Source organism: Serratia sp. MMO-28 (assembly GCF_037199905.1).
GTDB classification, from domain to species: Bacteria; Pseudomonadota; Gammaproteobacteria; order Enterobacterales; family Enterobacteriaceae; genus Chania; species Chania oryzae.
On record NZ_JBBCVB010000039.1, the window covers coordinates 17,398 to 41,245 of the forward strand.

Annotated in this window: 23 protein-coding genes and 1 other RNA gene; 16 read left to right on the plus strand and 8 right to left on the minus strand. The window is 56.3% G+C overall.

The genetic code is table 11. The features are described from left to right. Nucleotides 1–140 precede the first annotated feature (140 nt). The 3 genes from zapA (at nt 141) to WG891_RS24090 (ending at nt 1,338) form a co-directional block, all read left to right on the plus strand. Complete coding sequence (gene zapA / locus WG891_RS24080) at nt 141–470, plus strand: cell division protein ZapA (RefSeq protein ID WP_021179791.1); 330 nt, start codon at nt 141–143, stop codon at nt 468–470. Nucleotides 471–511: 41 nt separating this feature from the next. Beyond that, nucleotides 512–695: non-coding RNA, 6S RNA (gene ssrS / locus WG891_RS24085), on the plus strand. 34 nt (nt 696–729) lie between these two features. Next, complete coding sequence (locus WG891_RS24090) at nt 730–1,338, plus strand: 5-formyltetrahydrofolate cyclo-ligase (RefSeq protein WP_337264800.1); 609 nt, start codon at nt 730–732, stop codon at nt 1,336–1,338. A 45-nt stretch (nt 1,339–1,383) separates the two neighbouring features. Here WG891_RS24090 and serA read toward each other — a convergent pair whose 3' ends face one another. Together serA and rpiA are read right to left on the minus strand one after the other, a co-directional pair. Continuing rightward, complete coding sequence (gene serA / locus WG891_RS24095) at nt 1,384–2,622, minus strand: phosphoglycerate dehydrogenase (RefSeq protein WP_076943319.1); 1,239 nt, start codon at nt 2,620–2,622, stop codon at nt 1,384–1,386. Nucleotides 2,623–2,933: 311 nt separating this feature from the next. Then, a complete protein-coding gene (gene rpiA, locus WG891_RS24100) occupies nt 2,934–3,593 on the minus strand; it encodes a ribose-5-phosphate isomerase RpiA (RefSeq protein WP_076943320.1) in 660 nt (219 codons plus the stop codon). Nucleotides 3,594–3,745: 152 nt separating this feature from the next. On the opposite strand from rpiA, the gene WG891_RS24105 reads away from it, so the two are divergent. Beyond that, nucleotides 3,746–4,639 carry a LysR family transcriptional regulator ArgP gene (locus tag WG891_RS24105; protein ID WP_156293124.1) on the plus strand — a complete coding sequence of 298 codons (894 nt, stop codon included), beginning with the start codon at nt 3,746–3,748 and terminating at the stop codon, nt 4,637–4,639. Between the two features lie 225 nt (nt 4,640–4,864). Here the strand turns inward: WG891_RS24105 and WG891_RS24110 are convergent, their stop codons facing one another. From WG891_RS24110 to WG891_RS24120, 3 genes are all read right to left on the minus strand, one after another. Continuing rightward, a complete protein-coding gene (locus WG891_RS24110) occupies nt 4,865–5,593 on the minus strand; it encodes an oxidative stress defense protein (protein ID WP_076943323.1) in 729 nt (242 codons plus the stop codon). A gap of 84 nt (nt 5,594–5,677) precedes the next feature. Further along, nucleotides 5,678–6,295: an arginine exporter ArgO gene (gene argO, locus WG891_RS24115; protein WP_076943472.1), complete on the minus strand. Its 618-nt coding sequence runs from the start codon at nt 6,293–6,295 to the stop codon at nt 5,678–5,680. 157 nt (nt 6,296–6,452) lie between these two features. After that, nucleotides 6,453–7,271 (minus strand): IclR family transcriptional regulator, encoded by an 819-nt coding sequence (locus WG891_RS24120; protein WP_156293121.1) that lies wholly within the window; start codon nt 7,269–7,271, stop codon nt 6,453–6,455. A gap of 374 nt (nt 7,272–7,645) precedes the next feature. Here WG891_RS24120 and WG891_RS24125 point away from each other — a divergent pair, with 374 nt between their 5' ends. The 11 genes from WG891_RS24125 (at nt 7,646) to araD (ending at nt 19,541) form a co-directional block, all read left to right on the plus strand. Further along, on the plus strand, nt 7,646–9,187 hold the full coding sequence (locus tag WG891_RS24125) for a sugar ABC transporter ATP-binding protein (protein WP_337264801.1): 1,542 nt from the start codon (nt 7,646–7,648) through the stop codon (nt 9,185–9,187). Further along, nucleotides 9,177–10,262 (plus strand): ABC transporter permease, encoded by a 1,086-nt coding sequence (locus WG891_RS24130; RefSeq protein ID WP_337264802.1) that lies wholly within the window; start codon nt 9,177–9,179, stop codon nt 10,260–10,262. The genes WG891_RS24125 and WG891_RS24130 overlap by 11 nt, the downstream gene beginning before the upstream one ends. A gap of 14 nt (nt 10,263–10,276) precedes the next feature. After that, a complete protein-coding gene (locus WG891_RS24135; protein WP_337264803.1) occupies nt 10,277–11,365 on the plus strand; it encodes an ABC transporter substrate-binding protein in 1,089 nt (362 codons plus the stop codon). Nucleotides 11,366–11,379: 14 nt separating this feature from the next. Continuing rightward, nucleotides 11,380–12,228 (plus strand): SMP-30/gluconolactonase/LRE family protein, encoded by an 849-nt coding sequence (locus tag WG891_RS24140; RefSeq protein WP_337264804.1) that lies wholly within the window; start codon nt 11,380–11,382, stop codon nt 12,226–12,228. A 255-nt stretch (nt 12,229–12,483) separates the two neighbouring features. Beyond that, on the plus strand, nt 12,484–13,482 hold the full coding sequence (gene yiaK / locus WG891_RS24145; RefSeq protein WP_337264805.1) for a 3-dehydro-L-gulonate 2-dehydrogenase: 999 nt from the start codon (nt 12,484–12,486) through the stop codon (nt 13,480–13,482). A 10-nt stretch (nt 13,483–13,492) separates the two neighbouring features. Further along, nucleotides 13,493–13,987 (plus strand): YhcH/YjgK/YiaL family protein, encoded by a 495-nt coding sequence (locus tag WG891_RS24150; RefSeq protein ID WP_337264806.1) that lies wholly within the window; start codon nt 13,493–13,495, stop codon nt 13,985–13,987. Nucleotides 13,988–14,542: 555 nt separating this feature from the next. Next, nucleotides 14,543–15,841, plus strand: a complete 1,299-nt coding sequence (locus WG891_RS24155) for an MFS transporter (protein WP_076943331.1) — start codon at nt 14,543–14,545, stop codon at nt 15,839–15,841. Further along, nucleotides 15,838–17,331, plus strand: a complete 1,494-nt coding sequence (locus WG891_RS24160) for an FGGY-family carbohydrate kinase (RefSeq protein WP_337264807.1) — start codon at nt 15,838–15,840, stop codon at nt 17,329–17,331. The genes WG891_RS24155 and WG891_RS24160 overlap by 4 nt, the downstream gene beginning before the upstream one ends. Continuing rightward, nucleotides 17,328–17,984: a 3-keto-L-gulonate-6-phosphate decarboxylase UlaD gene (gene ulaD / locus WG891_RS24165; RefSeq protein ID WP_337264808.1), complete on the plus strand. Its 657-nt coding sequence runs from the start codon at nt 17,328–17,330 to the stop codon at nt 17,982–17,984. Before WG891_RS24160 ends, ulaD begins: the two co-directional genes overlap by 4 nt. A 1-nt stretch (nt 17,985) precedes the next feature. Beyond that, entirely contained in the window at nt 17,986–18,846 is an 861-nt protein-coding gene (locus WG891_RS24170) for an L-ribulose-5-phosphate 3-epimerase (protein WP_156293115.1), read from the plus strand. Next, the gene (gene araD / locus WG891_RS24175; protein WP_337264809.1) at nt 18,840–19,541 is read left to right on the plus strand and encodes an L-ribulose-5-phosphate 4-epimerase; all 702 of its coding nucleotides are present in this window, start codon (nt 18,840–18,842) and stop codon (nt 19,539–19,541) included. Before WG891_RS24170 ends, araD begins: the two co-directional genes overlap by 7 nt. Nucleotides 19,542–19,583: 42 nt before the next feature. On the opposite strand, the gene WG891_RS24180 is transcribed toward araD, so the two are convergent. Next, a complete protein-coding gene (locus WG891_RS24180) occupies nt 19,584–20,090 on the minus strand; it encodes an RrF2 family transcriptional regulator (protein ID WP_337264810.1) in 507 nt (168 codons plus the stop codon). Nucleotides 20,091–20,294: 204 nt separating this feature from the next. Here WG891_RS24180 and WG891_RS24185 point away from each other — a divergent pair, with 204 nt between their 5' ends. Then, nucleotides 20,295–21,494: an NAD(P)/FAD-dependent oxidoreductase gene (locus WG891_RS24185; RefSeq protein ID WP_337264811.1), complete on the plus strand. Its 1,200-nt coding sequence runs from the start codon at nt 20,295–20,297 to the stop codon at nt 21,492–21,494. 48 nt (nt 21,495–21,542) lie between these two features. On the opposite strand, the gene mscS is transcribed toward WG891_RS24185, so the two are convergent. Together mscS and fbaA are read right to left on the minus strand one after the other, a co-directional pair. Next, the gene (gene mscS / locus WG891_RS24190) at nt 21,543–22,409 is read right to left on the minus strand and encodes a small-conductance mechanosensitive channel MscS (protein ID WP_337264812.1); all 867 of its coding nucleotides are present in this window, start codon (nt 22,407–22,409) and stop codon (nt 21,543–21,545) included. A 299-nt stretch (nt 22,410–22,708) separates the two neighbouring features. Next, complete coding sequence (fbaA, locus tag WG891_RS24195; protein WP_337264813.1) at nt 22,709–23,788, minus strand: class II fructose-bisphosphate aldolase; 1,080 nt, start codon at nt 23,786–23,788, stop codon at nt 22,709–22,711. Between the last annotated feature and the right edge of the window lie 60 nt (nt 23,789–23,848).

Below are 23,848 nucleotides of genomic sequence, written 5' to 3' on the forward strand. Positions count from 1 at the left end.
GTAATGTTGAGCGCTATCGATTAAAACCGGTACTGAAAAAGTGTTGTATCTTGGTACCGAGATATATATAGTGGCGCCCGCTTTGAGTTGCACGGCACAAGCTGGCCGGAGCTGGCGCGAAATTTAGGCAGGAAGGTGGCATGTCTGCACAACCGGTAGATATTCAAATTTTTGGCCGTTCGTTAAGAGTCAATTGCCCGCCAGAACAACAAGATGCGTTGAACATGGCAGCAGAAGATCTTAACCAGCGGTTGCAAGATCTCAAAGTTCGCACTAGAGTCACAAATACAGAGCAACTCGTTTTCATCGCAGCATTGAACGTCTGTCACGAACTTGCTCAAGAACGCTTGAAAACGCGTGACTATGCGGCCAATATGGAACAAAGAATTCGTATGCTGCAACAGACCATTGAACAGGCACTGCTTGAACAAGGTCGCATCTCTGAACGTCAGGATGCACAATTCGAATAACTTAAGTTGCTGAAGTTGAAGGTTTCGGCAATGAGTAAAAAATTTCTCTGAGATGTTTGCCAGCGGGCCAGTCCCCTGAGCCGATATTTAGTACCAATAGAATGTGATGACTCGTGATCGGTGTGCATGCTCGGCCCGTCCGAGAAGCCTTAAGGTTGCGACATCATGTTCACCTTGAACCATGGGTTCAAGGGTTACAGCCTGCGACGGCATCTCGGAGATTCCCTTCACTCGTGGTTTACCACACAAGTTCGCTACTATGTCTTTTCAGCCTCAGTTTATCCAGCAACGCCAAACCATCCGTAATGCAATTCGCCAACGGCGCAGAGCCTTAACGCCCGCGCAGCAGCATGACTTTGCGTTACAGATTGCCGCACGCCTCGCCCAACACCCGCGTATTCAGGCCGCACAGCGTATAGCGGTGTTTCTCTCTTTCGACGGTGAGTTGGATACCCGCCCGCTGATCGAGCAGCTATGGCAACGGGGTAAACAGGTTTATCTGCCGGTATTGCACCCGTTCAGCCCCGGCAATCTGCTGTTCCTGCGCTATACCCCAGATACGCCGCTGGTGCGCAACCGCTTTAATATTCTAGAGCCTGCGCTGGATGTGCGCTGCGTATTGCCGGTGTTGCAGTTGGATGTCGTTCTAACGCCGCTGGTGGCATTCGACGCGTTAGGCCAACGCCTGGGAATGGGCGGCGGATTTTACGATCGTACCCTGCAGAATTGGCAGCATGGCGGCCCATACCCAATAGGGCTGGCACATGATTGCCAGCAGGTAGATCCGTTACCGGTGGAACACTGGGATATCCCGCTGCCGGAGATCATCACGCCCTCACAAATCTGGGCTTGGCAGAAGCTGGAATAGCAAAAGGCCGGACCGCTCCGGCCTTTTGGTCTAACACAACCTTAATCAGAACAGCAGGCGTGCGCGGATAGTGCCTTCGATCGCTTTCATCCGTTGCAATGCGGCATCTGCACGCTCGGTTTCCGCTTCGATATCGATCACCACATAACCGATTTCCGCACCGGTCTGCAGGTACTGCGCGGCGATGTTAACGCCTTCTTCTGCGAAGATCTGGTTAATCTGCGTCAGAATGCCTGGGCGGTTTTCATGAATATGCAGCAGGCGGCTGGAGTTCGGGCCATGCATCGGCAGTGAAACTTCCGGGAAGTTAACCGCAGACAGCGTAGAACCGTTGTCGGAGTATTTCGCCAGTTTCCCGGCCACTTCGTCCCCGATGTTTTCCTGCGCTTCCTGGGTCGAGCCCCCGATGTGCGGCGTCAGCAGCACGTTATCGAACTCGCATAGAGGTGAATTGAACGGATCGCTGTTGGTGGCAGGCTCTTCTGGGAATACGTCAATCGCAGCCCCCGACAGATGATGACTCGCCAGCGCATTGCAAAGCGCAGGAATATCCACCACGGTACCGCGCGAGGCGTTAATCAGAATCGCCCCCGGCTTCATCAGCGCTAGCTCTTCTGTACCAATCATATTCTTGGTCGACGGCGTTTCCGGCACGTGCAGCGTTACCACGTCGCTCATATTGAGCAGATCGGATAAGTGGCGCACCTGCTGAGCGTTGCCCAACGGCAGTTTGTTCTCAATATCGTAGAAGAACACTTTCATACCCAGGCCTTCCGCCAGGATACCAAGCTGGGTACCAATGTGGCCGTAGCCGATAATCCCCAGCTTCTTGCCACGCGCTTCATAGGAACCCACGGCCAGTTTTTGCCACTGGCCACGGTGTGCTTTGGCGTTGGCCATTGGGATACCGCGCAGCATCAGCAGCAGTTCGCCCAACACCATTTCAGCCACGGAACGGGTATTGGAGAAGGGGGCGTTAAATACCGGGATACCGCGTTTGGTCGCCGCTTTCAAATCAACCTGGTTGGTACCGATACAGAAACAGCCCACCGCCACCAGTTTCTCTGCGGCAGCAAAGACTTCTTCGGTCAGATTGGTGCGCGATCGAATACCGACGAAATGCGCATCGCGGATGGATGCCTTAAGCGCTTCGGTGTCTAATGCACCTTTGTGGTATTCAATGTTGGTATATCCGGCCGCACGCAGGCTGTCTACCGTGCTTTGATGAACCCCTTCCACCAACAGGAATTTAATCCTGTCTTTCTCCAATGATACTTTTGCCATTTACCCGACCCTATATTCAGACTTCAGAAACGACTGTCACAAAACAGCACATCCCCCCAACATAACAAAAATAACGCGCCCGGCAATACAAACGATTGCCCGCCGATCAGCACAAGGCTCATTGATGCCGGTGGTTTCTGGTGGAAGATACCATGGTGGAAGAATTTGGTAGGAGCTTAGCGGAGGTTATTGGCATAACGTGACATATATCACTAAATTTAGCGGTTTTAAGATAAGATATTTTTTAGCCCAAAATCGCCAGAAGCGGCAAACCATCGGGGCGCAAGCTACTGCGCCCCTGTTCAGCGCCTTTATTTAATCACTTTCTTGACGCCATCCGGCGTGCCCACCAGCGCAACGTCCGCACCACGGTTGGCAAACAGGCCGACGGTGACCACCCCGGCGATACCGTTGATCTTATTTTCCAACGCTACCGCATCAAGAATGTTCAGGTTATGCACGTCCAGAATCACGTTGCCGTTGTCGGTCAGCACGTTCTGGCGGTATTCCGGCAGGCCGCCCAGCTTCACCAGCTCACGCGCCACATAAGAGCGCGCCATCGGGATCACTTCCACCGGCAGCGGGAATTTACCCAACACATCAACCTGCTTGGTTGAATCGACAATACAGATGAATTTGCGGGCAATCGCGGCAATGATTTTCTCGCGGGTCAGGGCCGCACCGCCGCCTTTGATCATCTGCATATGGCCGTTGATCTCGTCCGCGCCGTCAACGTAAATATCCAGCGAATCCACTTCGTTGCTGTCGAAAACGTGGATCCCCAGGCTTTTCAACTTGGCGGTAGAGGCGTCGGAGCTGGATACCGCCCCTTCAATCTGATTTTTGATCGAGCCGAGCGCATCAATAAAATGAGCCGCCGTAGAACCTGTGCCAACCCCCACGATGGTGCCGGGTTTCACATATTCCAGCGCCGCCCAGCCTACCGCTTTTTTCAGTTCATCCTGAGTCATGTGTGTTCATTGCCTGTGTGCGAAAACGTGTGCGTATTATAGGGTAAATCGCCGTTTTGCACTCAGACGGGATCACACTTATTTCACCCGGAAAAGCGCAAAAATGTGGCATAGTGCAGGTATCAAATTATTTTTATAGGGATATCTCTCCGATGAAACGCCCAGACTATCGAACGCTGCAAGCGCTGGACGCGGTGATTCGTGAGCGTGGCTTTGAGCGCGCGGCACAAAAACTTTGTATCACCCAATCGGCAGTATCCCAACGTATCAAACAGTTGGAAAACCTGTTCGGCCAACCGCTGCTGGTGCGCACCGTGCCACCGCGCCCGACTGAACAGGGGCAGAAACTGCTGGCGTTACTGCACCAGGTTGAGCTGCTGGAAGAGGAGTGGCTGGGGAATGATAATGGCGTCGATACCCCATTATTGCTGTCGCTGGCGGTCAACGCCGACAGTCTGGCAACCTGGCTGTTACCGGCGTTGAAACCGGTTCTGACGGACTCACCGATCCGCCTGAATCTGCAGGTCGAAGACGAAACCCGCACCCAGGAACGCCTGCGCCGGGGTGAAGTGGTGGGTGCGGTGAGTATTCAGCCGCAGCCGTTGCCGAGCTGCCTGGTGGATCAGTTGGGCGCGCTGGACTATCTGTTCGTCGCGTCCAAAGGCTTTGCCGAGCGCTACTTCCCCAACGGCGTGACCCGCTCCGCGCTGCTGAAAGCCCCTGCGGTGGCGTTTGATCATCTCGACGATATGCACCAGGCATTTCTGCAGCAGAACTTCGATCTTTCGCCGGGCAGCGTACCCTGCCATATCGTTAACTCCTCGGAAGCCTTTGTGCAGCTAGCACGGCAAGGGACCACCTGCTGTATGATCCCGCATTTGCAGATAGAGAAAGAGCTGGCCTCGGGGGAGTTGATCGATCTGACGCCGGGCCTATTCCAGCGGCGGATGCTGTTCTGGCACCGTTTTGCGCCGGAAAGCCGCATGATGCGCAAGGTCACCGATGCGTTGTTGGCTCATGGGCATCAGGTACTAAGGCAAGACTGATATACCCTTCATCTTTCAAGTTGCAGGTGTGTTGGTTGCGCTTTCCTGCATATTGAAATCTATTGGGTATATACCCAAATAATTCGAGCTGCTTGTAGGCGGCAACAGAGCGAAGCCCCAGGAGCTTACTCCAGTAAGTGACTGGGGTGAGCGAGGGCAGCCAACACCCAAGCAACTTGAAGTATGACGGGTATAGAGGGCGCAATGGCTGCGCCCTGCGGGCTATTACTGCGCCGCGTTACGCTGCAACTCAAACACCACATCGACCTGATCGTCAAAGTGAATGCTCTGCTGCTCGTAGGTCTGCGCCGCATCGTTTTCCGGTGCAGCAGCCGCTTTAAACATACGCGCTACCGGCATAGGTTGCGCGTTGGCCACGTGATAGCGAATGCTGTAAACCGGCCCCAAGGTCGCCTTAAAGCCTTTCGCCAATGAGGCTGCTTGCTGAGTGGCGTTTTCAATTGCTTTCTGGCGCGCCTGCTCACGATAAGCATCCGGGTTGGCCACACCCAGTTCAACCGAGCGAATCTCATTCAGGCCAGACTTCAGCGCCCCGTCCAGCAGATCGTTCAATTTATCCAGTTGGCGCAGCGTCACCTGCACCTGGCGCACCGCACGATAACCTTTCAGCACCGACTCACCGGTTTTCAGGTAGTCATATTCCGGCTGCGTGCGCAGATTAGCGGCGTTGATATCTTTCTTTTCAATACCGTTTTTTTGCAGGAAATCGAAATATTGCGCCACGCGCCCGTCGACCTGCGTTTTCGCCTGGGCGGCATCTTTGGAGGTAACGCTGACTTCGATCGCCAACGTGGCGATATCTGGCGTCGCATCCACGCTGGCCGTACCGGAAGTGATCACGTGCGGCCCAGCGGGCAATTCCGCCGCCTGCAGCGCCAGAGGTAACGCCCCAAATCCAATCATTGCGGCCATGGCCAATGCTTTCAGCTTCACAGGTGTCTCCTTTAGATGGCTTATTGCCTAAAGCTAGAACCTAACATATCCGGCGGATATTTAAATTCGGATTAGTGACAAATTCTACAGATTTGCTCCACTCCAGGCCAATTGTAGCGCAATCGCCCACATCACCACGCCAACCAAAACGTTGATAATCCGTTGTGCCAGCTGAGTTTGCAGCCACGGAGCCAGCCAGGAAGCCAGCAAGGCCAAAGCGAAGAACCAGGCGAGCGACGCGCTGGCCGCCCCAAAGGCAAACCAGGAGCGCACCTCAGGCGCCAACTGGCTGCCAAGGCTGCCGAGTACTACAAAGGTATCAAGATATACATGCGGGTTCAGCCAGGTCACCGCCAGCATCGTCACCACAATGCGCCAACGGCTTTGCTTCATCTCTTCGGCGGTGGCTAGGGCCAAGTGCTGGCTGAACGCAGTGCGGAAAGCCCCCCAGCCGTACCACAACAGGAAGGCCACTCCCCCCCAGGTGACCAGCAACAGCAGCAGCGGCGAGCGGCTCAGCAAAGCGCTACCGCCAAAAATACCGGCGCAGATCAAAGCGATATCGCTCAATGCGCACAGCGAGGCAATCATCAGATGATATTGGCGGCGGATCCCCTGGTTCATCACAAATACGTTTTGCGGCCCCAGCGGCAGGATCATCGCAGCGCTCAAGGCAAAGCCTTGCAAAAAGATGGTTAACATTTTGTTTCCTCTGGCTATAGAATGCAGGGCTTTTGGCGGCACCTCGAAGGCTGGAACACCAGAAAAGCGGCGCGTGTTATTCAGCACGCGCATCATACGAAGAGATAATTATTAGGGGAAATGGATATTTCTAATCAGGTATCAGCAGAGCTAATGTTCAGCCGTGAGTCACAAATCCCAGTTCCTGGGAAATGCGCTGCGCGGTGGCAAGCAGCGGTTTCATCAGCGCTTTCACCCCAACCTGCTGCAGCTTGGCAGTCGGCAGAGAAACCGATACCGCATAAGGCACCCGCTGCTGAATGTCGAACACCGGTGCGGCAATACAGGAGACGCCCAGCTCATTCTCTTCACGGTCCATCGCCATGCCCCGTTTGCGAATATCCGCCAGTTCTTCATACATATCCGGCAGTTGGGTAATGGTATTGCGTGTTAACGGCTGGATCGTCTGCTGATGGGTTTGCCAATAGTGATCTGGATAATCGCTCTTACCGTAGGCCATAAAAATTTTGCCCATGGCCGAGCAGTACAGCGGCATATGCTGGCCGATATAGGCACGGGTGCGCATCATGCCGGTGGTCGGCTCCAACTTGTAGATCAGGATCACGTGATCGTCTTCACGGCTGGAAAAGTTCACGGTTTCGCCCACTTCCAGATTCAACTGTTCCAGATGCGGTGCTGCCACATGGATGATATTCAGCGAGGAAAGCGCCTTCTGGCCAATAGAGATAAATTTGGTGGTCAGCCGATAGCTGCCGGGGGACGGTGCCTGGGTGACGTAACCGCTGGCGTGCAGCCCTTGCAGCAAGCGATGCACCGTGCTCTTGTTCATCTCCGCCAGCTCGGAGAGATGAGCCAGCGGGCAGCCATTGGGGAAGTTGCTCAATATCTCAATCAGTTGCAAACCACGGAACAGGCTCTGGCTGCCCAGAGGTTTATCCTTTTTATCATCTCTCTCATCAATAGCTTTCAGGCTCATAGCGAAATCTCTCCAATGTCGAACCATTCGTCCATACCACGGCATGATCGGCAGGCTCTTTACCGGAGATGTTACTCCAATGGCCGCACCAGGTGAAGATGGAACGCCGTTTCATTGTCAGCAGCCACGTTAAAATGCGCAACGTTCTGGCAACTTATGAAGTGAGTTATACATCACAAATTCGCAAAGACAAAAATAACCCATTGTTTATTAAAAACAATTAAAAACTTCCGGGCTTTGCTTTAGCGCAAGGTTAGGCATATCATTTTTGAAATTGAATTTCGAATAATGAAATACACGGTAGATTTAACCACCAACAGTTCACTAACCTGCCCCAGGCAGGTTGCGCGAACCGGACACCACGGGGGCATCACATGACGCAGAGCAATGCGCATCAACCCATTCTGACACTCAGCCATATCGTGAAGCAGTTTGGCGGCAACATCGCGGTTAACGATGTCAGCCTGCAGGTGATGCCCGGCGAAGTGCTGGCGCTACTGGGTGAAAACGGGGCTGGCAAATCGACGCTGATCAAAGTATTGGCTGGGGTTTACCCACGCGATGGCGGTGATATTCGCTTTCAGGGCCAGAGTATTGTTTCAGCGGCGGCGATAAAGAGTGCCAACCGCCAGCCGATTGCCTTTATTCATCAGGACTTGGGGCTGATCGAATGGATGACGGTGGCAGAAAACATGGCGCTGGTGATGGGCTTTCCACGCCGTTTCGGGCTGATCGACTGGCGCGCCATCCGCCAGCGTGCCGCCGAGGCGTTGCAGGATGTGGGGATTGCGCTGGATCCCGACGCCCGGGTGTTTGAGCTTTCACGTACCGAGAAATCGCTGCTGGCGATCGCACGCGCGGTGGCGGTCAACGCCGAACTGCTGGTGCTGGACGAACCCACCGCGTCGCTGCCCGCCAACGACGTGCGCCATCTGTTTGCCGTGATCAACCGGCTGCGGGCCAGGAAGGTCGGCATGATCTATGTCACCCACCGCCTGGATGAAGTGATTGAGATTGCCGATCGGGTGTGCGTGATGCGCGACGGGCGCTACGTCGCCGGGGGCAACACCGCCGACTACTCGCTGCGCGATCTGGTGCAGACGATCGTCGGCGAAGCAATAGCGGGCGATCAGCGCGCACCGCTGCCGGTGCGGCAACCGCCGGTACTACAGCTCAACAACGTGGTGGTCGGTGAGATTGGCCCGGTCAGCTTCAGCCTGCAGCCGGGTGAAATGCTGGCCTTGGCCGGGCTGCGCGGTGCCGGGCAGGAAGAGATCGGCCGCCTGCTGTTTGGCCTGCGCCAGCGCGATTGCGGTGAAATCCAGTTCCGCAATCTGCCTTACGCTGCCACCAACCCACAACAGGCGATCGCCTGCGGCGTTTCGCTGGTGGCGGGCGATCGCACCGGAGAAAGCCTGGTGATGTCGATGAGCGTGCGCGAAAACCTGTTCCTCAACCCGTGCGCCAGCGGCCACAAGCTGCTGGCGCGCTACAGCCGCCGCGCCGAAACCACCGCCAGCGAGCAGAAGGTGCAGCAGTTCGACGTGCGGCCAAAGGACGTCGATATCGATATCAGCGCCCTCTCCGGCGGCAACCAGCAGAAAGTGGTGATGGCGCGCTGGCTGCACCTGGATGCCCCCTTGCTGATCCTGGAAGATCCTACCGCTGGCGTCGACGTCGGCGCGCGGGCGGAAATTTACCATCTATTAAATCAATCCCTGGCGGCAGGCGTGGCGGTATTGGTGATCTCCAACGACTTCGAGGAGATCGCCCATATCTGTAACCGCGCCTTGGTCTTCAACCGGGGAAGCGTGGTCGGCGAACTGCAGAACCAGCAGGTCTCGTTCGCCAATTTATTGGAGCTGGCCTCTGCCAGCACCGGGGAAGTTGCGCTGGAGAAACAGCATGTCGAATAAAACATCCGTTAAATCAACGGCATTAGAGCAACGTGTCAGCCTGACGCAGGACGGCGCTGGCCCGTGGTTAATGCAGATCCTCACCCGCTACGGCCTGCTGTTGCTGTGCGTCATGCTGGTGATCCTGTTTTCACTCACCACCCCGTCGTTTGCCTCCATGCTGACGCTGCAGGCGATCCTGTCGAGCAAAGCCAAGATTGCCCTGCTGGCGTTGGCCGCCACCATTCCGATGATCGTCGGCAAGATCGACCTTAACGTCGGTTTCGGCATTGTGCTATGGCACATTCTGGCGATCACCCTGCAGGTGGAATACGGCTTTTCCTGGCAGATGGCGGTGTTGGCCGTGCTGGTGATTTCCGCGCTGTATGGCCTGCTGAACGGGATCCTGGTGGCCTTGGCTGATATCGACAGCTTCGTCGCCACCCTGGGTTCCGGCACCGTGCTGTATGCCATCGCCCTGTGGCACTCTGGCGGGCGGCAGATCGTCGGGGATTTGCCCGACGCCTTTATCGCCCTGCATCACACCGAAATTGCCGGTATCCCGATCGTCGCCTTCTATGTGCTGATCGTGGCCGTGGTCCTGTGGTTGATCACCGAGCACACGCCGCTCGGCCGCTGCATGTATGCGGTAGGCGGCAACCCGGCGGCGGCTCGGCTGAACGGCATTTCCGTCAACCGCTTCACCATTGGCGCTTTTATGGCCTCAAGCGTGCTCACCGGTTTCAGCGGCGTGCTGATCGCCGCTGAACAAGCCGTCGGGCAGGCCAGCGTCGGCATGGATTACCTGTTACCGGCGCTGGTCGGCGCCTTCCTCGGCAGCACCACTATCCGCCCAGGCCGGGTCAACGTCTGGGGCACGGTGGTCGGTATAGCCATTCTGGCGATCGGCATTGCCGGTATCCAACAGTTTGGCGGCGAGTTCTGGGTTGAACCGTTATTCAACGGCGCCACCCTGCTGCTTTCCATCACGCTGGCGGGTTATGCCCAGCGCCGCCGGTTACTCAATCAAAAAGCGGTACAACACAGTCAGGCGGCTTTAGCCGAAAACAATAACCAGAAAGCGATCAATCCTTAATCAGGAGTTCACGTATGAAACGTTTTTGGATGTTATCAGGGGTCACCACGTTGCTGTTAGCCACCGCACCGGCGTGGGCGGATGCTTACCTCGATCAGGCCACCGCCGCGGTCAATAAGGCCACGGCCAGCGCCACACAATGGGACGGCCCCACCAGCGGCCCACGCTTGCAGCCGAACAAGAAAATCATCTTTATTGCCTCCGACATGAAAAACGGCGGCGTCCAAGGGGTGCAGCAAGGGCTGAGCGAAGCGGCCAAAGCGGCTGGCTGGCAGTTGGAAACGCTGGATGGCGGTGGCTCGGTGAAGGATCAGCTGTCATCACTCAACCAGGCGATTGCTCAGAAGCCAGACGGCATCGTCATCGGTGGCTGGAACCCCAACGTCGCCAAGATCCCGCTGAAAAAGGCGATTCAGCAGGGCATCGTGCTCACCGCCTGGCACGCGGTACCAGAGCCGGGCCCGATCGCCAAGTACAACGTGTTCTATAACGTCACCTCCGATTCCAACGAGGTAGCACGCATCGCGGCACAGTACGCGGTGGTGAAATCCGGCGGCCAGGCCAGCGTGCTGATCTTTACCGATTCGCTGTACCAGATCGCGCTGGACAAGGCTAACGTGATGAAAGAGGAGATCGGCAAATGCAGCGGCTGTAAAGTGGTGGAGTTCATCGACACGCCGCTGGCGGACACCGCCAACCGCATGCCCGCCATGACCTTCAGCCTGCTGCAGAAATACGGCGATCAATTCCAGTACGCGCTGGCGATTAACGATCTGTATTTCGACTTTATGGCCCCGGCGCTGAAAACTGCCGGAAAAGGCGGCCAAAATGCGCCGCATAACATCTCTGCCGGCGACGGTTCTATTTCTGCCTATCAACGCATCCGCTCGGGCGACAGCCAAGCCGCCACCGTGCCAGAGCCGCTGAAACTGCACGGCTGGCAGCTGCTGGATGAGTTCAACCGCGCCTTTGCCAAGCAGCCGCCATCTGGCTACGTTACCCCGGCGCACCTGGTCACCCGCGATAATATCAGCGCCAATAACCTGTATGACCCGCAAAACGGCTATCAGGAACATTACAAAACCATCTGGGGCGTAAAATAAACGGAGGGGCTGGCATGAACGCACAATCATTGGAACGCTTATGCTCGCCCGCCATCTGGGCCGAAGGCCCGGTATGGCTGCCACAACAGGATGCCGTAGTGTTCAGCGATGTAAAGGGTAACCGCATGTTTCGCTGGGCGCGCAACGGGGAACTCAGCCTGTGGCGCTCCCCTTCGCACTATGCCAACGGCAATGCCCGCGACAGCCAAGGGCGCGTGATCAGTTGTGAACACGGGCGGCGCGCCATCAGCCGCACCGAGCATGACGGCAGCATCACACTGCTGGTGGAACGCGTTGACGGTAAGCGCTTCAACTCCCCCAATGATGTGGTGGTGCGCTCCGACGGCACCCTGTGGTTTACCGATCCGCCCTACGGCATCATCGGCGACGAAGAGGGCTACAAATCAGAAAGCCAGGTGATCGGCTGCTACCTGTACTGCTTCGATCCCCGCGACGGCTCGTTGAATATCGCCGCCAGCGATCTGCAGCGGCCCAACGGCCTGGCTTTTTCACCGGACGAACGCCTGCTGTACGTGGCGGATATGTCGATCGTCGATTTCCCCACGCTTGGGCGCAGAGAACTGCGGGTCTACCCGGTAGAAGGGCGCAAGCTGGGGGCTAGCCGCCATTTTGCCCAGGTTGCACCCGGCTTCCCGGACGGCTTTTGCCTGGATGCTGCCGGTAATCTGTTCTGTAGCTGTGCCGATGGCATCACCATTTTTAACCCTCAAGGCCAGAAAATCGGCAAGATCGCCGTGCCGGAGCGGGTTTCCAACTGCACCTTTGGCGGGCCAGAGGGTAATGAACTGTACATCACTGCCACCACGTCGCTGTACCGGGTTACCCTGAATACTCACGGGTAAACACGGGTTATACCAATGCAGGGTGAGCCCGCCTCGCCCTGCTTCCCCACGTCTGTAGCACGCCAACACCACCAAAATGTGTCGACGATCACAAAATCGCCACATCAATTTAACCCACTGTTTTTAAGTACTAATTTTCCATTCCTCTGCTTTGACTTCCCCCCCATGCAGGTATAGCATTTATTTGAAATGTGATTTCGCATAATGAAATTTAAAGAGTATGAAAAATACAGATCGCCGTAACGGAGAAGCAGCATGAGAGTGAGTTACACCGAACTAAAACAGCAATTCAAACGCGTGTTGCTGGCACGGGGCGTGGCGGAACAGACGGCGGATGAGTGCGCCGCAATGTTTGCGGAAACCACCGAAAGCGGTGTCTATTCCCACGGCGTAAACCGCTTTCCGCGCTTTATTCAGCAGTTGGAGGCCGGTGACATCGTTCCCGACGCCAAGCCGAGCAAGCTGCTGGCGCTGGGTGCTATCGAGCAGTGGGATGCCCATCAGGGGATCGGCAACCTGACCGCGCGCCAGATGATGGATCGCGCCATGCAACTGGCGGATCAACACGGCATCGGCCTGGTGGCGCTGCGTAATGCCAACCACTGGATGCGCGGCGGCGGCTACGGCTGGCAGGCGGCGGAAAAAGGCTATATCGGCATCTGCTGGACTAATTCAATTGCCGTGATGCCACCCTGGGGGGCTAAAGCGTGCCGCATCGGCACCAACCCGCTGATCGTCGCCGTGCCGAGTAACCCGATCACCATGGTGGATATGTCGATGTCGATGTTCTCCTACGGCGCACTGGAGATGAATCGCCTGGCAGGCAAAACGCTGCCGGTGGACGGCGGTTTCGATAATGACGGCAACCTGACGCGCGATCCGGCCACTATCGAAGAAAATCGGCGCATTCTGCCCATGGGTTACTGGAAAGGTTCGGCGCTGTCGGTGGTGCTGGATATGATCGCCACCCTGCTTTCCGGCGGCAGTTCCGTAGCCGAGGTAACTGAAGATCACCGCGACGAATATGGCGTTTCGCAGGTGTTTATCGCCATCGAGATCGAACGCCTGATCGACGGCAAAACGCGCGATGAAAAATTGCAGCGCATCATGGACTACGTTACCAGCGCCGAACGCGATAACCCCGATGTCGCTATTCGCCTGCCGGGCCACAGGTTCCCACGCGTCCGCGCCGAGAATCAGCGCGATGGCATCCCGGTTGACGACCGCATCTGGGCGCGCATTCAGGCACTTTAAGGAGCAGACCATGATTTTCGGCCATATTGCCCATACGGCAGCAGAGCACTATCCCCCGGCAATCGCTAAAGCGGTGGCCTATTTGCAGAACACCGACTTCGCCGCCCTGCCCGCCGGGCGCTATGAAGATGCGGAAACCGGCTATCTGGTGCAGGTGTTGGATTTACACACGCAAAATAAAGATGAGTTGCGGCCAGAAGTGCACCGCAACAATATCGACGTGCAGTTTCTGGTGAGCGGCACCGAACTTATCGGCGTCGCGGCAGATAATGGTCAAAACCTTATTGAGCAGGAGTTATTGGAACAGCGGGACATCATTTATTATCAGAACGTGGAAAATGAATCTTGGTTAACCATGCAGTCCGGTAATTTCGCGGTATTTTTTCCGCAGGACGTTCATCGCCCTGCCTGTATTAATCAGCACCCCTGCGATATTAGAAAAGTGGTGGTAAAAATACCGGTGGCATTAATTTCAGACAGGAAAGAAATACTATACCCAAAATAATTCGAGTTGCTTGTAGGCGGCAACAGAGCGAATCCCCAGGAGCTTACACCAGTAAGTGACTGGGGTGAGTGACAAATCTGCGTAAGCAGATTTGAACGCTGCTTGCAGCGGCCCCGAAGGGGCGAGGCCCAATATGGGCCGAGTAACGCAGCCAACACCCAAGCAACTTGAAGTATGACGGGTATAAATTAATCATCCAATACTAATGAGTTAAGACTATTCAGTTCCCTCTCCCTCGGGGAGAGGGTTAGGGTGAGGGGTATGGCACCGAGTTAAAGCCCCTCACCCCGGCCCTCTCCCGCAGGGAGAGGGGGCGTCATATGATATCAAGTGCTACGAGAAATTTATTCGCGCTATACCCAAACGACTTGGAGCTTTCAGCTTCAGGTAATTAAAGGAATGCCATTATACCCAAAATAATTCGAGTTGCAGGAAGGCGGCGACGCAGTGAATCCCCAAGAGCTTACTCAAGTAAGTGACTGGGGTGAGCGAGGAAAGCCAACGCACATGCAACTTGAAGTATGAAGGGTATATTTATATGAAGGTATTGATAATATGAATACAGCCTCTATTTCTGTTGGCCGTAGCCAAGCCATACCTAAATTACGCTGGTTACGCATAGTGCCCCCTATTCTTATTACCTGCATTATTTCTTATATGGACCGCGTTAATATCGCTTTCGCCATGCCCGGCGGTATGGACGAAGAATTAGGCATTACCGCTTCAATGGCCGGATTGGCAGGCGGTATTTTCTTTATCGGCTATCTGTTCCTGCAGGTGCCCGGCGGCAAACTGGCGGTCAACGGTAACGGCAAGAAGTTTATCGGCTGGTCGCTGCTGGCCTGGGCGGTTATTTCCGTGCTCACTGGCTTGGTCACCAACCAATATCAACTGCTGTTCCTTCGTTTTGCCCTCGGCGTCTCCGAAGGCGGCATGCTGCCGGTGGTACTGACCATGATCAGCAACTGGTTCCCAGACCAGGAACGCGGCCGTGCCAACGCCATCGTGATCATGTTTGTGCCGATCGCCGGCATTCTCACCGCCCCGCTTTCTGGCTGGATCATCACCGCCTGGGACTGGCGCATGCTGTTCCTGGTGGAAGGTGGGTTATCGCTGCTGGTGATGGTGCTGTGGTATTTCACCATCAGCAACCGCCCGCAAGAGGCGAAATGGATCTCGCAGGCAGAGAAAGATTACCTGATCAAAACCCTGCACGACGAACAGTTACTGATCAAAGGTAAAACCGTGCGCAATGCGTCGCTGCGGCGCGTACTGGGCGATCGGATCATGTGGCAACTGATCCTGGTGAACTTCTTCTACCAGACCGGCATCTACGGCTACACCCTGTGGCTGCCGACCATCCTTAAAGGGCTGACCAACGGCAATATGGAACAGGTCGGGATGTTAGCCATCCTGCCCTATATCGGCGCGATCTTCGGCATGCTGATTATCTCCACCCTGTCTGACCGCACCGGCAAACGCAAAATCTTCGTCTCCCTGCCGCTGGCCTGCTTTGCCCTCTGCATGGCGCTGTCGGTGCTGTTGAAAGAGCACATCTGGTGGTCCTATGCCGCGCTGGTTGGCTGCGGGGTGTTTATTCAGGCCGCCGCCGGGGTGTTCTGGACCATTCCCCCGAAGCTGTTTAACGCCGAAGTGGCCGGTGGCGCACGCGGGGTGATCAACGCCCTCGGTAATCTGGGCGGGTTCTGCGGGCCCTACATGGTCGGCGTGCTGATCAGCCTGTTCAGCAAGGACGTCGGGGTTTACAGCCTGGCGGTCTCGCTGGCGATTGCCTCGCTGCTGGCACTGATGTTGCCGAACAAATGCGATCAAAGCGCAGGGAGCGCGCCATGAAATATTGGTTAGGGCTGGATTGCGGCGGCACCTTTATTAAAGCCGGGCTGTATGACCTACAGGGAAACGAACTGGGGATTGCCCGCCGGAATCTGGCCATTATCGCGCCTCAGCCCGGCTGGGCGGAACGGGACATGCCCGCGCTGTGGCAAACCGCCGCCGCAGTGATCCGCGAAGTGCTGGAGCGCTTTGGTATCAAAGCCACCGCCGTTCAGGGCGTGGGCATTTCGGCTCAGGGGAAGGGGCTGTTCCTGCTGGACAAACAGGGCCAGCCGCTGGGCAATGCCATGCTCTCTTCCGATCAGCGGGCGCTAGCGCTGGTGCAGGCATGGCAGAAAGCCGGGATTCCACAGGCGCTGTACGAGCAAACCCGCCAGACGCTGTGGACCGGCCACCCGGTTTCGCTGCTGCGCTGGGTGAAACAGCATCAGCCGGAACGTTATCGCCAGATCGGCAGCGTGCTGATGGCGCACGATTATCTGCGCTATTGCCTGACCGGTGAGCTGGCCTGTGAAGAGACCAATATCTCTGAGTCCAATCTGTATCAGATGGAGCAGGGCCGCTATGACCCGGCGCTGGCGCAGTTGCTCGGGATCGGCGAAATCGTGGCCGCTCTGCCGCCAATCGTCGGTTCCGCCGAAGTTGCTGGCAGGGTCAATAGCTCCGCCGCCGCCGCCACCGGCCTGCTGGCGGGCACGCCGGTGGTGGGCGGGCTGTTCGACGTGGTGTCCACCGCGCTGTGCGCCGGGTTGCAGGATGAAACCCGGCTGAACGCGGTGATGGGCACCTGGTCGGTGACCAGCGGGATTAGCCAAACGATTGAAACCGGCTTCGATCACCCGTTTGTTTATGGCCGCCATGCCGAAGCGGGCCAATACATCGTGCACGAAGCCAGCCCAACCTCCGCCGCCAATCTGGAGTGGTTCTGCCAGCAATGGGGGCTGCACGATTACCGCCAGCTCAACCAGTGGGTGGCAGCCTTGCCGAAAGCGGGCAGCCAACTGCTGTTTGCGCCTTTCCTCTACGGCTCCAACGCCGGGCTGGGCCTCTGCGCCAGCTTCTACGGCATGCAGGCCTTCCACCAGCGCGAGCACCTGGTACAGGCGATCTTCGAAGGGGTGGTGTTCTGCCATATGACCCACCTGAAGCGCATGTTGCAACGCTTCCCGCACACCCGCGCGCTGCGCGTGACCGGCGGCCCGGCGAAATCGGCCCCGTGGATGCAGATGTTGGCCGACGTCAGCGGCCTGCCGCTGGAACTGCCACAGGTGGAAGAAACCGGCTGCTTGGGGGCGGCGATGGCCGCCATGGTCGGCACCGGCGCGTTCCCAGACTTTACCGCTGCCCAACAGGCGCTGGCCCCGCGCCTGGAAAGCGTGCAGCCAGACGCACAGGCGCAAGCGGCTTACCAGCACAAATACCAACGCTATCAGGCGCTGATTGGCGCGTTACAAACGCTGCAAAGCGGCCACTCCAAGGAGGCTTTATGACCATCAAACCGCGCCTGCAACTGGCGCTCGATCACACCCGGCTGGATGCGGCCCTGCAAACGGTAGAACGCCTCCATCCGCATGTCGACATTATCGAAGCAGGCACCATTTTGTGCATCAGCGCCGGGATCCAAGCGGTACGCGCCCTGCGTGAGCGTTGCCCGCAGCATACGCTGGTGGCCGATCTGAAGGTGGCTGATGCCGGTGCCACCCTGGCAGAGCAAGCCTTTGCGCAGGGGGCTGACTGGATGACGGTGATCTGCGCCGCCCCGTTGGCCACCATGGCCAGCGCGCAGGAAGTGGCAGCGCGTCATCAGGGGGAAATTCAGATCGAACTGTTTGGCCGCTGGACGCTGGAAGATGCCAAACACTGGCTGGATCTCGGTATCAGGCAGGCGATCTACCACCGGGGGCGCGACGCGCAGGCCAGCGGGCAAACCTGGGGCCAAGCGGATCTCGACACCATGAAGGCGCTGTCTGATTTAGGCATCGAGCTTTCGGTCACCGGCGGTATCACCCCCACCGATTTACCGCTGTTTAAAGATATCGCCGTTACGGCATTTATCGCCGGGCGCGCGCTGGCCGAAGCACAGGATCCGGTTGCCTCTGCGCGCCAGTTCCACACCGCCATTAATGACATCTGGAGAGGTTGATATGCGTCAGCATCCGTTAGGGATTTATGAAAAAGCCTTGCCGAAGCACCTGAGCTGGCCGGAGCGGCTGGCGCTGGCCAAAGCCTGCGGCTTTGATTTTGTCGAGATGTCGATCGATGAAAGTGACGAACGGCTGGCGCGCCTGAGCTGGAGCAAAGAGCAGCGCCTTTCGCTAGTGAGTGCCACACTGGAAACCGGCATTACCATTCCATCCATGTGCCTCTCCGGCCACCGCCGTTTCCCGTTTGGCAGCCACGACGAGGCCACGCGCCAGCAGGCCTACCGCATCATGGAGCAGGCTCTCCAACTGGCGAAAGACGTCGGCATCCGCACCATTCAACTCGCCGGTTACGACGTGTATTACGAACAGCAGGACGCAGGCACCCTCGCCCGCTTCAGTGAAGGGTTGCAGTGGGCGGTGGAACGCGCCGCCGCCGCGCAGGTGATGCTGGCGGTTGAGATTATGGATACCGCCTTTATGAACTCGATCAGCAAATGGAAAGCCTGGGACGCTTGCCTGGCCTCGCCGTGGTTCACGGTTTACCCGGACGTTGGCAACCTCAGCGCCTGGGGCAACGATGTGGCGCAGGAGCTAAAACTGGGCATCGATCGCATCGCCGCCATTCATCTTAAAGATACCTTACCAGTCACCGACAGCTCGCCGGGGCAGTTCCGCGATGTGCCGTTTGGTGAAGGCTGCGTGGATTTTGTGGCGCTGTTCCGCACGCTGCAACAGCTCAACTATCGCGGCGCTTTCCTGATTGAGATGTGGACCGAAAAAGCCGATGAGCCAGTGGCCGAGATCGTGCAGGCGCGCCGTTTTATCGAACAGAAAATGCAGCAAGGGGGAATGCCATGCTAACTCTGCCACAGCTCAAGCAACAGGTGCTGGAAGCCAACCTCGATCTGCCGCGCCATAAGCTGGTGACCTTTACCTGGGGCAACGTCAGCGCGGTCGATCGCGAGCGTGGGTTGGTGGTGATCAAACCCTCCGGCGTGGAATATGAACAAATGACGGCGGACGATATGGTCGTGGTCGATCTCGCCACTGGCCGCACGCTAGAAGGCAGCAAAAAACCCTCTTCGGATACCGCTACCCATTTGGCGCTGTACCGCGAGTTCAGCGAGATCGGCGGGATTGTGCACACTCACTCACGCCACGCTACCATCTGGGCGCAGGCCGGGCTGGATATTCCCGCCTGGGGCACCACCCATGCCGACTACTTCTACGGCACCATTCCCTGCACCCGCTTGATGACCGCCGACGAGATTGAGCACGACTATGAACGGGAAACCGGTCAGGTGATTATTGAAACCTTCCACCGACGCGGTATCAGCCCAAGCGCCATCCCGGCGGTGTTGGTCAACGCCCACGGGCCGTTCGCCTGGGGTAAAGATGCCCAAGACGCGGTGCACAATGCGGTGGTGCTGGAGGAAATTGCCTATATGGGGATTTTTTCCCGCCAGTTAACGCCGGGGATCGGGGCTATGCAGCAGGTGTTGCTGGATAAACATTACCTGCGCAAGCACGGCAAACACGCTTATTACGGGCAGTAGCGATTGCTGGATGGGTAAAGTAGGTCGGTTTACTTTACCCATTCAATCATTACGGCGGCGTTCTATCCACTCTTCGATCTGGATCGGGAAAACATCCGGCGCTTTTCTGAACATCCGCCGCACCAAATCCAATACTGTGTGTTGTGCCAGCGCCTCTTCCATCCGCTGCTGAGCGACCTGCATCACCTGGCGTACTCCGCACAGACCTTCGCAGGCCCACTCCGGTGCCGGTTCATCAAATACGGCCATCCGCTGGCGGATCTCTTTACAGTCAAACAGCGATTTCTCACCGTCGATAGCCGCCACAATATCCAGCACGCTAATCTGATCGGCCGGTTTTGCCAGCCGGAAGCCCCCACCTTTACCCTCGGTGCTTTCAACCAGTTGGGCTTTAGACAGCTTGGTGAAAATCTTGGCCAGATAATCATAGGGAACGCCCTGCAGCTCAGCGATTTCACGAACGCTCATTTCGCGCCCCTCCCCTTTGCCATCAACCATACACATCAGGCTATGGATGCCATACTCCACCCCGGAACTGTAGAACGCCATCTTATCTCCGCACCGTTAAGTCTGAGTTATAGAGTAATTTCTTCCTGCCGCCGATGCAATTTTTAGCCAAATACGGGGCTAAATAGAGCCCAATGCAATGCACTTCCCATCTTAACAAAACGCTTGCCACATTTAACTACGATCAATATAGTCGTAGTTAATAAATCACCCCTCCTTTTACAAGGTGGCTAACGGAGTCAAAGCATGAAAGAAAAAATTCTTATCCTCGGCGCTGGTTTTGCAGGGATGTGGGCAGCCTTGAGCGCAGCGCGAATGACGGATCTGCACGAACGCACAGACATTGAAATCACCGTGCTGGCCCCACAGCCCGAATTGCGCATCCGTCCGCGTTTCTATGAGGCCAAGGTCAACACCTTCGCCGCACCGCTGCTGCCGTTATTTGGCGTAACCGGCGTGAAGTTTTTGACCGGTACTGCCAGCGAGATCGACAGCCAAAACCAGCAGGTCTGGTATCACAATGCTCAAGGGCAGCTTGCCGTTGCCGGCTATGATCGCCTGGTTCTGGCCACCGGTAGCCAGATCAACCCGGCGTTACCCGGCGCGCAGCAGCATGCTTTCGATCTGGATCAGTTGGAAAGTGCCACCCGCCTGGAACACCACATCAATGCCCTCGCCGATCGGCCAGAGAGCGCAGCGCGTAATACCGCGATCGTCTGCGGCGGGGGTTTCACCGGTATTGAGATGGCCACCGAGCTACCTGCACGTTTGCGAGCCGTGCTGGGACATGCCACACCGGTACGAGTGATCGTCGTCGAACGCGGCCCGGTGATTGGCGGGCGCTACAGTGAGCAACTGCGCGGCGTTATTGAGCAGGCCTCTAATGAACTGGAAGTGGAATGGTTACTTAATGCAGAGATCATGGCGATCGATGAAAAGGGCGTGACCTTGAAAAACGGCCAACATCTCGCTTCCAGCACCGTGATCTCAACCGTAGGCGTGCAGGCCAGTTTGCTGACCCGGCAAATTCCGGCACAGCGCGATCCGCAGGGCCGGTTGCATGTTGATCAACATTTGCGCGTCGCGGGCCTGCCAGAGATTTATGCTACCGGGGATGTGGCCTTCGCCGCCACGGACGATCTGGGCAATCACGCCCTGATGACCTGCCAGCACGCCATTATGCTAGGGCGCTTTGTCGGCCATAACGTGGCCGCCGATCTGCTCGGCGTTACCCCTTTGCCTTACCGCCAGGTGAATTATGTTACCTGTCTGGATCTGGGAGCCTGGGGAGCGGTCTACACCGAAGGTTGGGAACAGGTGGTTAAATCCACCCGAGAAGAGGCCAAGAAAATCAAGATCGCTATCACCAACGAATTGATCTATCCGCCAAAAGCACAACGAGAAGTGGCCTTTGCCGCCGCCGATCCGTTAGCACCTTTTGTCTGATGAGATCCCAACAGGCCACCATGACGGTGGCCTTTCTGTTAGCGCGGTTTATTCCGGCTGTTCGGCCGATTTCGCCACGTGACGGACATGCACATCCATCTGCGGGCATGGCACCGCAATCTGGTTAATATCCAACTGACGTTTGAAGTTTTCCATCAGATCAAAATAGACGTTCCAGAACTCGGCGTTGGTGGTCCAGCAACGGGTGACAAAGTTCAGCGCCGGCGGTGCCATTTCGTTCAGGCGCACGGTAACGCCCTTATCGTGCATGATGCGCTTGTCTGCAGCAATCACGTCACCCAATACCTGTTTCACCCGATCGACGTCGGCGCTGTAGGCGACCGCCACCACGATATCCACGCGGCGATTCGGTTCACGCGAGAAGTTGATGATATTGCCAGCGATGATTTTACCGTTCGGCACCACGATGATTTTGTTATCAGCCGTGCGCAGGGTGGTAGAGAAAATCTGCACCTGATCGACCGTACCGGCCACGCCGCCCAGATCGACAAACTCACCGGCACGCAGTGGGCGGAAGGCAACCAGCAGCACACCCGCCGCAAAGTTGGACAACGATCCCTGCAGCGCCAAGCCAATAGCCAAACCAGCGGCACCCAAGACGGCAATCACCGACGTGGTTTGCACACCAATCCGCCCCAGCACCGCGATCAGCGTAAACGCCAGAATACTGTAACGCACCATCGCCGCGAGGAAATCTGCCACCGTGGCATCAATGCCGCGCAATTTCATAACGCGATTGACCGCATTACTGATGACGCGCGCAATGATAGAACCGATGATGAAAATGACGATCGCAGCAACGATGTTTACCGCGTACTGGATCAACAGATCCTGATGATCCACCAACCAGCTGCCAGCGCTATTGATGTCCTCGATAATATTGAGATCTTTCATTCTAATACCCTACTTTATTCCCCCAATCGGGTGGGGATTCGCAACAATACTGACCACACTACCGCCAGTAAGGAAACCACGCCTTTAAGGGTAACCAACATTCCTCTCCTACGCCAACCACTACAAGTAAAATAACCCTCTGTTCTCTCTAAGTTATCTTATCTATTCTGACAACAATCGCGTTGGTGAAAGTCAAAAATAAGGAACGCCTGTAGTGATTAACGTCGGTGCCGGGTTGCTGAAGCAGCAACAAAAAAGGCCCCCAGATGGGAGCCTTTCAGCATCAAGAAAAACAAATATTACAGCACGTTTACGGCGTTCAAATCTTTAAAAGCCTGTTCCAGACGGGTAATCATAGAAGTCTGGGCAGCGCGCAGCCATACGCGTGGATCGTAATATTTCTTGTTCGGCTGATCTGCGCCTTTAGGGTTACCCAACTGGCCTTGCAGATAAGCTTCGTTCTCTTTGTAGTAGTTCAAGATGCCTTCCCATGTTGCCCACTGGGTATCGGTATCGATGTTCATCTTGATCACGCCATAGCTGACGGATTCTTTGATCTCTGCATCGCTGGAACCCGAACCGCCGTGGAACACGAAGTTCAGGCTGTTGTGCGGCAGATTGAATTTCTTGGACACGTAAGCCTGAGAATCACGCAGGATGGTTGGGGTCAGCTTCACGTTACCTGGCTTGTACACACCGTGTACGTTACCGAAGGACGCCGCGATGGTGAAATTCGGGCTGATAGCGTTCAGTTTTTCGTAGGCATAAGCCACGTCTTCTGGCTGAGTGTACAGTGCGGAAGCGTCCATATGGCTGTTGTCTACGCCATCTTCTTCACCACCGGTGCAACCCAGTTCGATTTCCAGCGTCATACCGATCTTCGCCATGCGAGTCAGGTATTTGCTGCAAATTTCGATGTTTTCTTCCAGGGATTCTTCAGACAGATCGATCATATGAGAAGAGAACAGCGGTTTTCCGGTGGCAGCAAAGTGTTTTTCACCCGCATCCAACAGGCCGTCTAACCATGGCAGCAGTTTCTTCGCACAGTGGTCGGTATGCAGAATCACCGGCACGCCATAATGTTCAGCCATTTGGTGAACGTGGTGTGCGCCAGAGATCGCGCCCAGAATGGCGGCACCCTGCGGAATATCCGTTTTCACGCCTTTGCCAGCAATAAACGCAGCGCCGCCGTTAGAGAACTGAACGATAACCGGAGCGCGCACCTTCGCGGCTGTTTCCAGCACGGCGTTGATCGAGTCGGTACCCACGCAGTTTACCGCTGGCAGAGCAAAGTTGTTCTCTTTAGCGATTGCGAATACTTTCTGAACGTCATCATCGGTGATCACACCAGGTTTTACGAAATCAAATATTTTAGACATGCGACTTTGTCCTGTTTCGTTGGCCGTTATACCCTTTATTTTCAAGCTACTGCACTGCTT

Bases quoted from the DNA above. Each gene is read 5' to 3' on its own strand.
- zapA (WP_021179791.1), top strand. From the start codon at position 141: ATGTCTGCACAACCGGTAGATATTCAAATTTTTGGCCGTTCGTTAAGA.
- WG891_RS24090 (WP_337264800.1), top strand. From the start codon at position 730: ATGTCTTTTCAGCCTCAGTTTATCCAGCAACGCCAAACCATCCGTAAT.
- serA (WP_076943319.1), bottom strand. From the start codon at position 2,622: ATGGCAAAAGTATCATTGGAGAAAGACAGGATTAAATTCCTGTTGGTG.
- rpiA (WP_076943320.1), bottom strand. From the start codon at position 3,593: ATGACTCAGGATGAACTGAAAAAAGCGGTAGGCTGGGCGGCGCTGGAA.
- WG891_RS24105 (WP_156293124.1), top strand. From the start codon at position 3,746: ATGAAACGCCCAGACTATCGAACGCTGCAAGCGCTGGACGCGGTGATT.
- argO (WP_076943472.1), bottom strand. From the start codon at position 6,295: ATGTTAACCATCTTTTTGCAAGGCTTTGCCTTGAGCGCTGCGATGATC.
- WG891_RS24120 (WP_156293121.1), bottom strand. From the start codon at position 7,271: ATGAGCCTGAAAGCTATTGATGAGAGAGATGATAAAAAGGATAAACCT.
- WG891_RS24125 (WP_337264801.1), top strand. From the start codon at position 7,646: ATGACGCAGAGCAATGCGCATCAACCCATTCTGACACTCAGCCATATC.
- WG891_RS24130 (WP_337264802.1), top strand. From the start codon at position 9,177: ATGTCGAATAAAACATCCGTTAAATCAACGGCATTAGAGCAACGTGTC.
- WG891_RS24135 (WP_337264803.1), top strand. From the start codon at position 10,277: ATGAAACGTTTTTGGATGTTATCAGGGGTCACCACGTTGCTGTTAGCC.
- WG891_RS24140 (WP_337264804.1), top strand. From the start codon at position 11,380: ATGAACGCACAATCATTGGAACGCTTATGCTCGCCCGCCATCTGGGCC.
- yiaK (WP_337264805.1), top strand. From the start codon at position 12,484: ATGAGAGTGAGTTACACCGAACTAAAACAGCAATTCAAACGCGTGTTG.
- WG891_RS24150 (WP_337264806.1), top strand. From the start codon at position 13,493: ATGATTTTCGGCCATATTGCCCATACGGCAGCAGAGCACTATCCCCCG.
- WG891_RS24155 (WP_076943331.1), top strand. From the start codon at position 14,543: ATGAATACAGCCTCTATTTCTGTTGGCCGTAGCCAAGCCATACCTAAA.
- WG891_RS24160 (WP_337264807.1), top strand. From the start codon at position 15,838: ATGAAATATTGGTTAGGGCTGGATTGCGGCGGCACCTTTATTAAAGCC.
- ulaD (WP_337264808.1), top strand. From the start codon at position 17,328: ATGACCATCAAACCGCGCCTGCAACTGGCGCTCGATCACACCCGGCTG.
- WG891_RS24170 (WP_156293115.1), top strand. From the start codon at position 17,986: ATGCGTCAGCATCCGTTAGGGATTTATGAAAAAGCCTTGCCGAAGCAC.
- araD (WP_337264809.1), top strand. From the start codon at position 18,840: ATGCTAACTCTGCCACAGCTCAAGCAACAGGTGCTGGAAGCCAACCTC.
- WG891_RS24180 (WP_337264810.1), bottom strand. From the start codon at position 20,090: ATGGCGTTCTACAGTTCCGGGGTGGAGTATGGCATCCATAGCCTGATG.
- WG891_RS24185 (WP_337264811.1), top strand. From the start codon at position 20,295: ATGAAAGAAAAAATTCTTATCCTCGGCGCTGGTTTTGCAGGGATGTGG.
- mscS (WP_337264812.1), bottom strand. From the start codon at position 22,409: ATGAAAGATCTCAATATTATCGAGGACATCAATAGCGCTGGCAGCTGG.
- fbaA (WP_337264813.1), bottom strand. From the start codon at position 23,788: ATGTCTAAAATATTTGATTTCGTAAAACCTGGTGTGATCACCGATGAT.